Consider the following 14,660-nt stretch of genomic DNA (forward strand, 5'->3'; position numbering starts at 1 on the left):
AGATGTAACTGCCAAGTGGTTACGGGCACACCCGAACATTTATGACATACATGCGACCGTTAGGTATTGGAGGCAGCAGGAAGCACTCGTTTGAGGATGTCGGCCAACGTAACAACGCCCAGCAAGCGATCCGCGCTCACGACTAAAGCAAGCTGAATGCTCGATTTACGCATGCGCGCAAGTGCTTCATAGACGGGGGTTTTCGCATCAAGCACAAAAGCTTCTCGTGCAAGCTCATGCGCAAACCGAGTCTCTGGCTCAAGCAAGGTGTCGCGTACGTGAACCACCGAGGGTTGTATGCCCTCGGTTCCCAGCACGAGGATGCGCAGGTGCCCGGACTGAATGGCCGCAGTGCGGACATCCGCCACCGTCGCATCCCGCGTAACGTGAACCAGCGCCTCCCCCTCGATTAGCAGAGCTTCGACGGGTAGGGTGCCCAGGTCGATCAGGCCAGAAATCTGCTGCTGCATCTGCGGCTGTAGCGCGCCCACCTTCGCCGAATGCTCAACGAGTTGCCTTATGGTCTCAATATCCTGACCACCCACTGCGGCGCTTTCAACTGGCTCAACACCTGAGGCTTTTACGAGACGATTGGCGATTCGATTCACCCAGCGCAACAGCGGACGTAGCGGCCAGGTATAGATGCGCGAGACGATGCCAATTGCCAGAGCGGATCTTTCCGGGTGTGCAATGGCCCAGGACTTGGGCGCCATCTCACCGACAACCAGGTGCAAGAACGTCACCAGGAAAAGCGCGAAGCCGAAAGCTGCGCCACCAGCAGCCCACTCAGGCAAGCCCCACGCGATGAACACTGGGCCGAGCCATAAGTCGACCGCAGGTTTCGTTACCGCACCTAGGGCAAAGGTACACAGCGTGATGCCCAACTGAGCACCGGCAAGCATCAACGTCAAATCATTCATGCCGCGCAGCGCAGCACGAGCGGACAGACTGTTGACGGCCAGCTCTTCAAGGCGGTGCCGGCGAGCGCCGAGCAACGCGAACTCGATTACAACAAACAAGCCACTCAGCGCGATGAGCGCGACCGTTGCTATCGTGACTATCAGCGGATCATTCATTGGTCTTCCTCCGCCATAGACACTTTGACCAGCCGTACGCGAACGTCAGTCGGAACATGTCGTTCAATACGCAGCACATCAACTTCGAGTCGATATCTCAACGGCTCTTCGGAGACCAGCTCGGCAGCATCGATAGGTAGATCAATGGTGACTGTGTCGCCTTCTCTTGGCAGGGCGCCAAGCTCCGCGATCAGCATACCTGCCACTGTCTCAACATCAACGCGCGGCAGGTCGTGACCAATAATGCGCCTGACCTCGTCGAGGTGAACGTCGCCCTCCATTGTCCAAGTGTTTTCCCCTTCAGACACGATGGCATCCCCGACTTCTGCGTCATGCTCATCGGTAATTTCACCGACAATTTCCATGGCGAGATCTTCAATCGTAAGAACTCCAGCGAAACCACCATACTCGTCGATAACACAAGCTAACTGATCGGTTGTGTGAACCAACTGATCAAGAGCATCTGGCAGCAGCATCAGCGTCGGCAGCACCATGGCAGGCCTCATCAGCGACGCAACGGTCTCATCACTGTTTCCCGTGGAAAGACGTGCAAGCACGTCGGCAAGATGTACAACACCTACAGGGGAATCATCATCGTCAATCACCGGGTATCGGGTGTGAGCACGCGCCATTAGCCCTCGCAGCTCTTCGAGCGTCGTATCTGGCTCAACCCAGTCGACTTGTGATCTGGGCACCATAGCGTGCTCGACGTTGCGTTGTGGGAAGTCGAGGATGCGATCCATCATGAGTGAAAGCTCACGTGGTAGGTCGCCACTGTCACGCGAGTTCGCGATTATGTGCGGTAGATCCGTAGCCGAGGCGCTCACATCGAGGTCATGAATCGGCTCAATACGCAGTAACTTCAGAAGAAGATTGGCAGATTTGTCGAAGAAACTGATTAGCCAGCCGAAGGACGACATATAGAAGAGCGTGGAGCGGGCAAGCCCGAGAGACAGGGGCTCAGGGTTGGCAATGGCAAGATTCTTCGGATAAAGCTCACCCACGATCATCTGGATAATCGTAGCAGCAACTAGGGCTAGACCTGTCCCAACGGCCACCCTGGCGTCGGGCGGAATACCGGTTCCTGCGAGCAGAAAGCCTAATGGCTCACCAACCAAAGGCTCAGCGACATAACCAACAAGTAAGCCTGTAACGGTAATGCCAAGCTGGGCACCCGACAGCATAAAGCTGGTGCGGTTCGTGACGGCTAATGCGCGCTTTGCCGATGTATCACCGGCAGCAGCCAATGCTGAGAGCCTGGTACGGTCAACCGCCATGTAGGCAAATTCTTGCGCAACGAAATAGCCGTTTACAGCGATGATCGCAAGGATGACCAGGATGCCGAGAATGAGGGTAGGGATAGTTTCGATCATTTGGTGGCACGACCAAATTCAGAATCTGGACAGCGGATGTGAGTTGCGGGGCTGGGGTCCACGAAGGATTCCATGCAGATAAGGAATCGAGAGCATACGGGCGTTTGCTCCATGTCGTCTAGCTAGAGAACCTTTTCCGTTTGTGAATGCCGACTCCAATCGACCTATGGTCTAGAAACTGGAAAAGCGCAGCTGGCTGCCACCAGCACAATCGCATTCATATCACGCAAACATCGTCATGAAATTGAGCTGTGACCCTCTACGATGAACCCACCTATTTGAATGCCTTGAGGAAGCGCGGTTCACCGCTCCTGAAGAACCTCGATTTAGGTTTACTGACTTCCTCAGGACGTGAAGCTGCCGGTCGCGACAGGCAGAAATCGGCCATAAGTGACGAAACCATCCAGCAGTGAGTCGCTGACTCCGCGTGGTTTCGAACTTGCTTTGAGCTACAGCCGCCTTCAATAGACTCTTGAGGGCGGCGGTAGCTTGGCTGGGAAGTCATTTCCCCTGTGGTCAGAAGTGCTCCTGCACTCTTCTGAGGCCGTCATGTTCTGAAAAAATAATGTCACTGAAAATATCCATCCAACGCTTGATCGCGTGTTGAAACCTCTTGAAATAGCTGTTTTTTGACATCGCTGAAGCCGCTTCTGATGATGCGTGCACCTGCCATAAGGCATTGAGTAGACACTATGCAACCTGAAGAGAAGAACCTGATTGATGGACTTTTTGCCCGCCTGCATGCTGTTGAGGGGCAATCCGCACCGCGAGAGCCCCAGGCCGACGCATTGATAAGGGAGCACGTTGCTCGTCAGCCCGCAGCCCCCTATTTCATGGCGCAGGCCATCATCGTGCAGGAAAATGCTATCGAGCAGTTGGACGCTCGCATTAAAGAACAGGCAGCGGAGATTGAAGCTCTCAAGGGTGCTCAGAACGCTTCACAGCAGAACAGTGGCGGTTTCTTGGCAGGCCTGTTTGGCGGTCGTAGCCAGGCTCACCCAGTTGAGAACCGGCCGGCCAGTTCCCAGGCTGGCAATACCGGTGCACAAAGCTCACTTGCCAGTGGGCGTTTCGGACAACAACCAGGTGCAGGACAGCAGCCAGGGTTCGTCCAACGCGGGGCGCCGGCGCAAGGTGGCGGCTTCCTTTCGGGCGCCTTGCAAACGGCCGCCGGTGTTGCTGGAGGGATGGTGCTTGGTAACATGTTGATGGGTATGTTCCAAGACGATGGTGCTGATCAACTTGCTAGCCAAGCACCTGTAGAAGAGCCACCAGTGGCACAGGAGGAACCCGCAGCAGATGACTACTATGCTGACGAGGGCTTCTTCGGTGGCGGGGAGGACGACGAGTTTGTTTGATTTCGCAAAATGAGCTAAAGATGCCGGTCTTAATGACCGGCATGTTTTTTACTCGTCCAAACGTTTCCAAGGTTCGTCAAATTGAAGCTGGGAACGCCTGTTAAAGATGTGACCCATGAGTACATGGTTGGAACTGCCATCTGAAGGTCCGCTTTGGGTCGACTTCTGCCAGTCAGGGCCACTCAGTGTGCTGGTCAAATCCGATGCGAACGACTGGTCAAGTCGAATGCAAATGAGTGGGCAAGTGCAATGCAAATGGGTGGTCAGGTGGAGTGCAATTACCCACTCAGCAATTTGGTCGCTCGGATCTTGTTCGCAGAAAGCTAAGGGATATGACACTGATCCCGCTAATCTGGCAAAACGTGGCCCCGACTACGTTCGACCGGACGAGGGTATCTCCTTGTCAAATGGTCTTAAAATTGAATCTGTCTCGCGCTCAGAAGGCAACTTCGCGCTATCGGGTGCAGGCCGATCAATATGGCTGACTTGAAGATTATTCAACCTAAGGTTGAACGCGATTCTTTGCCAGCGCGCCTTCCACGCTGTTTCCCTCGCTGCGTACGACTCGATCTCAGCCTTGAGGCGTGCGTTCTCGTTGAGCAACAACGCATTATCACCGAGCGCCTCTTGCTTTGCTTTGCCAGCCCCACCGGTCCGTAACGCTGCCTTAGCAACGCCAAAGGCTGCCTTGATCTCAGGGCGTGCATTGAGAGCCTGACGCGTAAATCCCGACATTTCCTCAACAGCGGCCCAAGACAGTTCCCCGTTTTTTTCCCCCAATGCCCAGAGGTCTAGGTCTCTGACAATTCGACGTATATCAGTGTCCGTCATACGTCGAGAACGACTTTCACTATTCTTGTTCACTGGTCAATGCCTCCTGTTTCAAAAGGTGCGGATCCACACCATAATCAAGAAGCTGCCTTTCCATCACGCCAAGCTTCTTAGTCGCGTGCGCTAGCCACTGTTCGCTTTCCCCCTTACGTTTTGATGAGTATTTCGAAGCAGCAGCCTCAACCTGCACCACTTGAGTTTTAAACAGCCGAATGGTTTCAGCCCTACCGTCTTCACTGGCCTTTACCCAAGAAAACTCGTTGCACTCCGCTTGGCATTCGAGTCCTTTCGGACAAGGGCTCTGCGCGAAGGAATGCGTACAAAATCCTGGCCCCAGATCATGGATAGCCCTAACCTTAGCTATCAGGAATGCGTCTTTCTGCGCGACCGGGAGTTGGTGGTAAGTATCTGCAATTGGGCCTCCGACCTCACCAAGTTTGATCATCTCACGATACATAAGCGCCTTCTTCGCTGGGCTGGAATGCTGATATGCCTTGGTATCTCGTGGATTGGTACGGTTAAACCAACGAGTTTGCATAAGCTCAGATAGCCCACCTTCATCCAACAAAGTGTTTAGCGTGTGCCTAAATTGATGACTGGTAAACTTAAGCCGCAAATCAGACGCAACAAATTTCTCCACCAGAGTATGGATGTCCACCTTTATAAATCTTTGCAACATTGCATGACTTATGGGTTGCGCAATGGAGCGAGAATACATACCTGATGACAACCCCATAAAACGCAGAAGCAAAAGATTCTCAGGAAAGTAAGTAATACCCTCCGAATCCTTGATCAGCCACTCAATCTGTCTAGGACTGTAAAGAGACTGGCAATACGCAACGATCCCCGAGCGAGTGACATAGTGAGACGGATTCGCTGGCCTTATACCCTGTAGAGTGAGTTTATTGAAATCAGGAAATGCCAGTCCATTCTTCCTTGCCCATCCATTTACCCCAACTAAATTAGGAATTCCAAGCTCGCTTAATTCAAGACTGTAAAATCTGTAATCCTCAGAAACTTTAGGAATAAAGCGCACATCCGGACCTTCACATCTCCGCATTTCTTTAGCCGTTTCCCTGGCACTGTGACTTAAATCTGAAAACTCCTGGACACATTGTTCAATAACTTCTTCTGCTTTGGTAGGAATAAACACACGTCTTTTAACACTTGGATCATCCCCGCTTTTAGCTTTACCGGGAAACGTGTAAATGTAGCGCTCGCCATTGGTCACCGACCCAACCAATTGAAATGGCATCATTGCAAGCTCACTAAAACGGCGCCCCATGAAAGCCAAAAATGTGAGCATCACAACATAAATACGAAGATTATGATCTTTGGGCACATCGAGAAACAAAACACCTAGGGCTTGGAGAACCTCTGGGCTAACCATTTTTTCGGCCTTGGTGGTCTCATTTTGCGCATCGTCCAGCCGCGTCTGTTCCCGTGAGTTGACAGCACTTGGTCGACTGAACGCGTGATAGCGATATCGAAGGCTCACGTTGCACAAAAAATTCGCATCGCAATAATCAGTAAATTCGTGCAATGCCTTATAAAGGTTATAAGCCGTAGTTTCAGAATAGTGTGAAGCAATCAGGGCACAAGCCCTATCTAACACCTCACGCTTAAGCTCCCAAACCTCAGTAGACCCAGCGATATGGGCAACATAGCCGAGCGCAGTTACAAAGTTACGCTGACTAGACATTGAAGAAGATTTTCTGTGAAACCGCAGGCACATGAGCGACTTAGCCGCCTCAGCCCACGACCCTTCGAGTGCGGCGCCTCCCAATTTCGGCGCGGTCATAAAGTTAATGGAAGCGTCACCCTTCCTTTTCCCCGGGCTGGCTGAAAGCTTACCGTCCGATATAACCCATGTGACAGCCCCCCACTCAATCGTCTCGAAGCCAAGCATTGAGAGACGTTTTGCACGCGCCACTAGCATGGCTAAATTTTGCTTTCTATCAGTCTCCAACGAAGAGACGAATGGCGTAACTTTAGAAATTCGCTTCATGCTTTTACGGTTTCCGACTCACACAGCAATACGACCTGTTTAACCGCGTACAAAATTTCGTCTAACTGGACTGCAATCCGCGAATTACCTGCCTCCAAGACTCGCGTCCTTCTCTGGAACAAAAACTCGTAGACAGCTTGGTGATCAGCCTCCGCGTAAGCTTGGAATTTCGGGCACTTGTAGCAAGAATAAGGTGGATACAGACCACACAAACTGTCTTTGCCGCAGACACCAATGTCCTCATTGACGTCCATGCACGGGATCAGCTTACTGGGATCATCTACGTTTTTGACTACATCCCCAGGGTGGACAACTCTCCCTTGAAAATACTTTAAAAATTCCGCATAAAAACCGACAAGAGCTTTATCCAAATGCTCAACAATTCCCTCAGCAAGCTCGAAGTAAACCTCAACATGCTGAAGATCCGAATGGTCCAAAAGCTCGGCAAGTTCTCTCCTGCTTACTCCATCCAAGACGAGGTTAGTGGCAAGTGTGTATCGCAACCTTCTGGCACTTATAATCAGTAACCGCCGAGTCAAAGGAGACATAATTTGGTGGCGGCGGACAAAAGACCTAAGGAGATCGGTAACACTATATGTAGCATAATGAAACAACTGATCAAGGCGCCCCGCATTGAGTGCAGATGTGTTTTGCGAGGTATTTATGAACATTGGACGAGGTAGAAATACCCTTTTACCGTCGACTTGCGCCGAGCAGTCTATCGACTGGCCCGCTGCAATGAGTTCAAGAATGTATTCAGCATACTGTGTAGGAATCGGCACAACTTTCATATCTGCGCGAGGATTTTTTAGCCTTTTCTTGATCCTAGGATAATTTATAACCCACGTTGGAATCTCGGATTCGGGTGTGAGATTCACTAGGTCCTCCTCCAACAAAAGAGAAAGATTGCCTGGATTTCGCCCATGAGCGATGAAAAGTGCAAGCGCTGCCCGCTCTTGCAACTGCTTCAGAGAGCGATCAGTGGGTCGTTCCATCGCATTGATCAACTGTTGCAACTCCAAGCCCCTGTTCAGAGGGCCTTTATCAACATGCTCGTTTCTTACAGCCTCACCTTTGGGGTTCCCTGGTAGGATTATGCTATCAAGCTCTAGAGCATACGCCTCACAGAAGCCTAGCTCGGCATAGTTTTCAGAGCACCAGATGTACCAGCGGATAGGACGGTACATGCGCCAAAGCTGCTGCTCAGAGCGGGCAGTCTTGAGGGCGTTTTGAAATACACTGATTAGCGAATTTTTAAAATTCCCGTTGGAAATGCTAACTGCTTCAGGACGGCTCAAAACTACCTGCCAAACGTCTTGAAACATAACCATTCCCGCATGTGTAGAAACCGTTCTCACGCGATCTACGCAGTATAGTTGCAACGCCAATTTTGCGTGAAAGCTTACGATCTTGGAGAAATGCCCTGTACTACCGGAAGATAAAGTATACGGAAAATACCAATCTGGGCCGACTGTGGAAAGGACGTAACCTTCAGCTGTAGTTACTTCAGCGGGAATCGACTCCCACTGATGGACCTCAAAAAGTTCTTGAACAGCAAGGGCGGCACTCATATCAAAATTCCGGTATCAGGTCAGCGTGATATTGTTTTAACACTTCATTAGCAGATTCGACTATTCCCGCACGGATATAAGTATCCTGCGACTCAAGCCGGCTGTCACCGCGTATCCCGGCCAACGTTTGAGGACGGTGCTCTTCATCAAAGCCCGCCTCCCGGAGCCGCCTTTCAAGAGACATCGAGAATGTGTGACGTAGCATTTTTGACGTTAGGTTTGGCGGCAGACTGTCGCAGAATGCAATACGAAGCTGTCGAAAATATTGGCCCAGAGTATTCAAATGTAACGGCTCACCCTCATCGCTCACAATCAAATATTCATGGTCATCGACATCTCCGTTATCCATCATCGCTTCACGGTGTATTTCAATATATTCAGATAGCTCACGCGCAAACACGTCATTATCTAAAGGCAATTGTCTAGCGAGACGCTTAACTCTGGGTGGAGGCCGCCTATGATCGTCTGGATCGACAGGGCGACGTACAACTCGCAATTCAGAAATGCTACCGAAGACAATATCCTGAACCCTCAAACTTAGAAGCTCGCCCATCCTCAGACCATACATGAGCATAATCATCGCGCAGATATAGTTTCTGAATTTTACTGACTCATTAACTCCGATAGCTGCGGGATACTTGTAATGTATTGCCCTATTGAAAAATTCAAGTCCTTTACGTGTAAAAGACTTTCTTAATGATGAAACTGGGGAAGCGTATGCGATAAAAGCCTTGTCTATGATACGTTCAACATGCTGTTGATGCATTGTCATACGAGTGTACATTGGGTCTCGACTACTCAAGCGCCCCAACTCGACCCCAAACGCCCAAACCAAAAAATTTCTCACCGTAAGAAGGCGCTGGTTAAACGTTTCTTCACCCACTGGAGTCTTTTCGGTTCCTGACCCAATGCGTGTCAGGTTTTGTGCTACAGGAGCTTTGCCCGGAACTGCCTTCTTGACTGAGTGACGCAGCCTTTCTATCAGGCCGCCATTCAGCTCGGCCTCGGTGAACATCCGGTCCGACCGAAGGCGAGACTCTAAATCGATTCCGGAGTCATCCAGCCATTCCATCAATAGGAGCAACTCCCTCCCATTACGAGTAAGGGTATTTCCACTTAGGGCCCTTCGCGAAAGAATCCACTCATTCGGAGCCGGGACTGGGAACCCCTGACCGTCCAGAATAATTGGAATTCGCTCCCCCGTAGGGTGTTGGATTACCTCAAGCTTCATGCTCCACCTTTACACTGCACCTTATGAGAACCTTTTACTTTACATTTTCCTTTTATGTCTACTTTTTTGATGTCTTTTTTGATGTAAAGAAAAAGCCCCGCTCTCTTTACAGAGGCGGGGCCGTCTTATTCATTATAAAGTCTTTAATTTACGGGGCTTTGTAGCATTTATCTCTACTAAAGATCTTTACATTCCGAACTTATGAGGTTCAGAACGGGATATCGTCATCAAAGCTGTCGAAATCCGGTGCTGGCTGCGGAGCGGCCTGCTGTGGAGCCGGAGCCTGACGCGACTGTTGCGGTGCCGACTGCTGCGGACGCGGCGCCTGCTGGCGTGGAGCCGGGGCGGACTGCTGGTAGTTATTGCCCCCGCCTTGTTGGTCGCCCTGCTGTGGACGGCCGCCGAGCAGTTGCATGGTGCCTTGCATGTCGACCACGATTTCAGTGGTGTAACGCTTGATACCGTCTTTTTCCCACTCGCGGGTCTGCAGCTTGCCTTCGATGTAGACCTGCGAACCTTTACGCAGGTATTCACCGGCGATCTCGGCAACCTTGCCGAACATCGACACACGGTGCCATTCGGTCTTCTCGACCTTCTGACCGGTTTGCTTGTCGGTCCACTGTTCGCTGGTCGCCAGACTCAGGTTGGTCACGGCGTTACCGTTAGGCAAGTAGCGAACTTCGGGATCCTGGCCGCAAGTGCCGACCAATATGACTTTGTTAACCCCACGGGCCATAACGTTCTCCTAGGCTACGCACGCTTCCCCGGCCGGGTTGTTCACCAGGCGCTCAAGGGTGGTGCGATCCAATAGTTCTGTGTCCAATTTGATGTAAATCGCCGCTTCATCAGCAACGACTACCGCATCTGTTACCCCTACGACGGCCTTCAGGCGCTCAACCAGACCCGCTTCGCGGATCGCCTCGGGCGACAACGGCAAGCGCAGGCTCGTGACATAAGGTGGTTCGCGCATGGTAACAGCAAAGACCAGCCAGAGGGCAGCCAGGCCGGCGCATCCGAGGAATACAACCGACAAACCGCCGTGCTGGAACATCCAGCCGCCGAGGATCCCGCCCAGCGCCGAACCGAGGAACTGGCTGGTGGAATAAACCCCCATCGCCGTGCCTTTGCCGCCTGCCGGTGAAACCTTGCTGATCAGAGATGGCAACGAAGCTTCCAGCAGATTGAACGCGGTAAAGAACACCACCGTCCCGATCACCAGAGCCCGCAGGCTATCGCCGAACTGCCAGAAGAATAGCTCAGTGAGCATCAGCGTTAGCACCGCGCCCAACAAAACTCGTTTCATTTTGCGTTTTTTCTCGCCGTAGATAATGAACGGGATCATGGCGAAGAAGGAGATCAACAGCGCTGTGAGGTAGACCCACCAGTGCTGCTCTTTGGGCAGCCCGGCTTTTTCGACCAGGGCCAGGGGCAATGCAACGAAGCTCGACATCAACATCGCGTGCAACACAAAAATGCCCAGGTCCAGGCGCAGCAGGTCCGGATGCTTGAGCGTCGGGATCAGCGCCGAACGCGCGACGCCGGATTCACGGTGCTGCAACGGACCGGTGGAACGCGGCACCATGAACATCACGATCACGATGCCGAACAGCGCCATGCCGCCCGTGGCGAGGAACAACCCGGAAAGGCCGAAGGCGCGGGTCAGCAACGGTCCTACAACCATGGCGACAGCGAACGACAGACCAATCGTCATGCCGATCATGGCCATGGCTTTGGTTCGATGCTGCTCCCGGGTCAAATCTGACAACAGAGCCATCACCGCCGCGGAAATTGCCCCGGCGCCTTGCAGGATGCGTCCGGCGATAACGCCCCAGATCGAATCGGCATTGGCTGCCAGCACGCTGCCGAGGGCGAAGATGATCAGCCCGAGGTAGATTACCGGACGGCGGCCGATGCGGTCGGAAATGAAACCGAAAGGAATCTGGAAGATCGCCTGGGTCAGGCCGTAAGCGCCGATCGCCAGCCCGATGAGGGCCGGGGTCGCCCCTGCCAGATCCATCCCATAGGTCGCCAGTACCGGCAACACCATGAACATGCCAAGCATACGGAAGGCGAACACCAGGGCCAGACCGCTTGCTGCGCGTGTCTCACTGCCACTCATGCGTTCGCTGTGGGGATCGTGCATGGAAAAACCTCATGTGAACCGGCGGCGATTCTACCAGTCCCATCGATTGACGGGGTATATCGCGACGCTTTGACGCGCTCCGCTGACAGACTCTTCATGTAAGACACAAATCCGCTCGTTTGATAGTGTGCATCCATCCAGTATTTGGCCGTATACTCCTACGTTTTCGACGCCCGCCAAGCGAGGCCACTTTGGACAAGATCCTGATTCGTGGGGCCCGAACCCACAACCTGAAGAACATCGACCTGACCCTGCCACGGGACAAACTGATCGTCATCACCGGCCTGTCCGGATCCGGCAAATCGTCCCTGGCGTTCGACACGCTGTACGCCGAAGGCCAGCGCCGCTACGTTGAATCACTGTCGGCTTATGCCCGGCAGTTTTTGTCGATGATGGAAAAACCTGACGTCGACACCATCGAAGGTTTGTCGCCAGCCATTTCCATCGAACAGAAGTCGACCTCGCACAACCCGCGCTCGACAGTCGGCACCATCACCGAAATCTACGACTACCTGCGCCTGCTATACGCACGCGTTGGTATTCCACGCTGCCCGGATCACGACATTCCGCTGGAAGCGCAGACCGTCAGCCAGATGGTCGACCTGGTCCTCGCCCAGCCAGAGGGCAGCAAACTTATGCTGCTGGCCCCGGTGATTCGCGAGCGCAAAGGCGAACACCTGTCGGTCTTCGAAGAGCTGCGCGCCCAGGGATTTGTGCGAGCCCGAGTCAATGGCCGGCTCTGCGAACTCGACGAGTTGCCGAAGCTGGATAAACAGAAGAAGCACTCGATCGATGTGGTGGTCGACCGCTTCAAGGTCCGCGCCGATCTGCAACAGCGCCTGGCCGAGTCGTTCGAGACCGCGCTGAAGCTGGCGGACGGCATTGCCCTGGTCGCCCCGATGGACGACGAGCCCGGCGAAGAGATCATCTTCTCCGCGCGCTTCGCTTGCCCGATTTGCGGCCATGCCATCAGCGAACTGGAACCCAAGCTGTTCTCCTTCAACAATCCGGCCGGCGCTTGCCCGACGTGTGATGGGCTGGGGGTGAAGCAGTTCTTCGACATCAAGCGTCTTGTGAACGGCGAGCTAACGTTGGCCGAGGGTGCAATTCGCGGGTGGGACCGGCGCAATGTCTATTACTTCCAGATGCTTGGCTCGCTGGCTTCGCACTACAAGTTCAGCCTCGAAGTGCCGTTCAACGACCTGCCGGCCGATCAGCAGAAATACATCCTGCACGGCAGCGGTTCGCAGAACGTCGACTTCAAATACCTGAATGACCGTGGCGATATCGTCAAACGCTCGCACCCGTTCGAAGGTATCGTGCCGAACCTGGAACGCCGCTACCGCGAAACCGAGTCGGCTTCGGTGCGTGAAGAGCTGGCCAAGTTCCTCAGTACACAGCCTTGCCCGGATTGCCGGGGTACTCGTCTGCGTCGTGAGGCGCGGCACGTTTGGGTAGGTGAAAAGACGCTGCCGGCGGTGACCAATCTGCCGATAGGCGATGCTTGTGAGTATTTCGGCGTGCTGAAGCTCACGGGGCGCCGCGGCGAAATTGCCGACAAGATTCTCAAGGAAATTCGCGAGCGCCTGCAGTTTCTGGTCAACGTGGGGCTCGACTATCTTTCGCTGGATCGCAGTGCCGACACATTGTCCGGTGGTGAAGCTCAGCGGATTCGCTTGGCCAGTCAGATTGGCGCCGGTCTGGTGGGGGTTCTGTACATCCTCGACGAGCCGTCGATTGGTCTGCATCAACGTGATAACGATCGGCTGCTCGGCACGCTCAAGCACCTGCGCGACATCGGCAACACGGTGATTGTGGTCGAGCACGACGAAGATGCGATTCGCCTGGCGGATTATGTCGTGGATATCGGGCCGGGCGCGGGCGTCCACGGTGGGCATATTGTCGCTGAAGGTACGCCGGCCGAGGTCATGGCTCACCCTGATTCGTTGACCGGTAAATACCTGTCAGGTCGGGTGAAGATTGCCGTCCCAGCCAAACGCACACCGCGTAACAAAAAGCTGTCGCTGTCCCTCAAGGGCGCTCGCGGCAACAACTTGCGCAATGTCGACCTGGACATTCCGATTGGTCTGTTGACGTGCGTGACCGGTGTATCTGGCTCGGGCAAATCGACGCTGATCAACAACACACTGTTTCCTTTGAGCGCTACGGCACTCAACGGTGCCACGACGCTTGAGGCGGCCGCTCACGACAGCATCAAGGGCCTGGAGCATCTGGACAAGGTCGTCGATATCGACCAAAGCCCGATCGGCCGTACGCCGCGCTCCAACCCGGCAACCTACACCGGGCTGTTCACGCCGATTCGTGAATTGTTCGCCGGTGTACCGGAGTCCCGTTCACGCGGTTACGGCCCGGGGCGCTTCTCCTTCAACGTGAAGGGTGGACGCTGCGAAGCGTGCCAGGGCGACGGCCTGATCAAGGTGGAAATGCACTTTCTGCCGGACATCTATGTCCCGTGCGACGTCTGCAAGAGCAAGCGCTACAACCGCGAAACCCTTGAGATCAAGTACAAGGGCAAGAGCATTCACGAAACCCTCGAGATGACCATCGAGGAAGCGCGGGTGTTCTTCGATGCGGTTCCAGCGCTGGCACGCAAGCTTCAGACGTTGATGGATGTGGGTCTGTCCTACATCAAGCTGGGGCAATCGGCGACGACCCTGTCGGGGGGCGAAGCTCAGCGGGTGAAGCTGTCTCGCGAGTTGTCCAAGCGCGATACCGGCAAGACGCTGTACATCCTCGACGAGCCGACAACCGGCCTGCACTTCGCGGATATTCAGCAACTGCTCGACGTCCTGCATCGACTGCGCGATCACGGCAACACCGTGGTGGTCATCGAGCACAACCTGGATGTGATCAAGACGGCCGACTGGCTGGTGGACCTGGGGCCGGAGGGCGGTTCCAAGGGCGGACAGATCATTGCTGTCGGTACGCCGGAAGAAGTCTCCGAGATGAAGCAGTCTCACACTGGCTTCTACCTCAAGCCGCTACTGGCTCGCGACAGGGACTGATTCAGGCCCATGAAAAAGCCCCTGTCACTTCATCAGTGCCAGG

At 53.9% G+C, this 14,660-nt stretch carries 10 protein-coding genes; 2 read left to right on the top strand and 8 right to left on the bottom strand.

Features of this window, described 5'->3' with window-relative positions:
* Nucleotides 1–59: 59 nt before the first annotated feature.
* The gene (locus tag ACA070_RS27790) at nucleotides 60–1,076 is read right to left on the bottom strand and encodes a CNNM domain-containing protein (RefSeq protein WP_497449140.1); all 1,017 of its coding nucleotides are present in this window, start codon (nucleotides 1,074–1,076) and stop codon (nucleotides 60–62) included.
* Nucleotides 1,073–2,449 carry a hemolysin family protein gene (locus ACA070_RS27795; RefSeq protein WP_497449141.1) on the bottom strand — a complete coding sequence of 459 codons (1,377 nt, stop codon included), beginning with the start codon at nucleotides 2,447–2,449 and terminating at the stop codon, nucleotides 1,073–1,075. Before ACA070_RS27795 ends, ACA070_RS27790 begins: the two co-directional genes overlap by 4 nt.
* A gap of 692 nt (nucleotides 2,450–3,141) precedes the next feature.
* On the opposite strand from ACA070_RS27795, the gene ACA070_RS27800 reads away from it, so the two are divergent.
* A complete protein-coding gene (locus tag ACA070_RS27800) occupies nucleotides 3,142–3,807 on the top strand; it encodes a DUF2076 domain-containing protein (protein WP_205893483.1) in 666 nt (221 codons plus the stop codon).
* Nucleotides 3,808–4,179: 372 nt separating this feature from the next.
* Here the strand turns inward: ACA070_RS27800 and ACA070_RS27805 are convergent, their stop codons facing one another.
* The 6 genes from ACA070_RS27805 to ACA070_RS27830 all read right to left on the bottom strand — a co-directional run bounded on the left by ACA070_RS27805 (nucleotide 4,180) and on the right by ACA070_RS27830 (nucleotide 11,591).
* On the bottom strand, nucleotides 4,180–4,671 hold the full coding sequence (locus ACA070_RS27805; protein WP_497449142.1) for a protein kinase: 492 nt from the start codon (nucleotides 4,669–4,671) through the stop codon (nucleotides 4,180–4,182).
* Nucleotides 4,658–6,646: an integrase gene (locus ACA070_RS27810; RefSeq protein ID WP_497449143.1), complete on the bottom strand. Its 1,989-nt coding sequence runs from the start codon at nucleotides 6,644–6,646 to the stop codon at nucleotides 4,658–4,660. Before ACA070_RS27810 ends, ACA070_RS27805 begins: the two co-directional genes overlap by 14 nt.
* On the bottom strand, nucleotides 6,643–8,217 hold the full coding sequence (locus ACA070_RS27815) for a site-specific integrase (protein WP_497449144.1): 1,575 nt from the start codon (nucleotides 8,215–8,217) through the stop codon (nucleotides 6,643–6,645). The genes ACA070_RS27810 and ACA070_RS27815 overlap by 4 nt, the downstream gene beginning before the upstream one ends.
* Nucleotide 8,218: 1 nt before the next feature.
* Entirely contained in the window at nucleotides 8,219–9,289 is a 1,071-nt protein-coding gene (locus ACA070_RS27820) for a site-specific integrase (RefSeq protein ID WP_497449145.1), read from the bottom strand.
* A gap of 367 nt (nucleotides 9,290–9,656) precedes the next feature.
* The gene (locus tag ACA070_RS27825; protein WP_016969466.1) at nucleotides 9,657–10,184 is read right to left on the bottom strand and encodes a single-stranded DNA-binding protein; all 528 of its coding nucleotides are present in this window, start codon (nucleotides 10,182–10,184) and stop codon (nucleotides 9,657–9,659) included.
* A 9-nt stretch (nucleotides 10,185–10,193) separates the two neighbouring features.
* The gene (locus ACA070_RS27830; protein WP_497449146.1) at nucleotides 10,194–11,591 is read right to left on the bottom strand and encodes an MFS transporter; all 1,398 of its coding nucleotides are present in this window, start codon (nucleotides 11,589–11,591) and stop codon (nucleotides 10,194–10,196) included.
* A gap of 191 nt (nucleotides 11,592–11,782) precedes the next feature.
* Between ACA070_RS27830 and uvrA the strand changes: the two genes are divergently transcribed.
* Nucleotides 11,783–14,617: an excinuclease ABC subunit UvrA gene (uvrA, locus tag ACA070_RS27835; RefSeq protein WP_461955946.1), complete on the top strand. Its 2,835-nt coding sequence runs from the start codon at nucleotides 11,783–11,785 to the stop codon at nucleotides 14,615–14,617.
* Nucleotides 14,618–14,660: the final 43 nt, after the last annotated feature.

It is taken from the genome of Pseudomonas sp. LBUM1678, assembly GCF_059695575.1.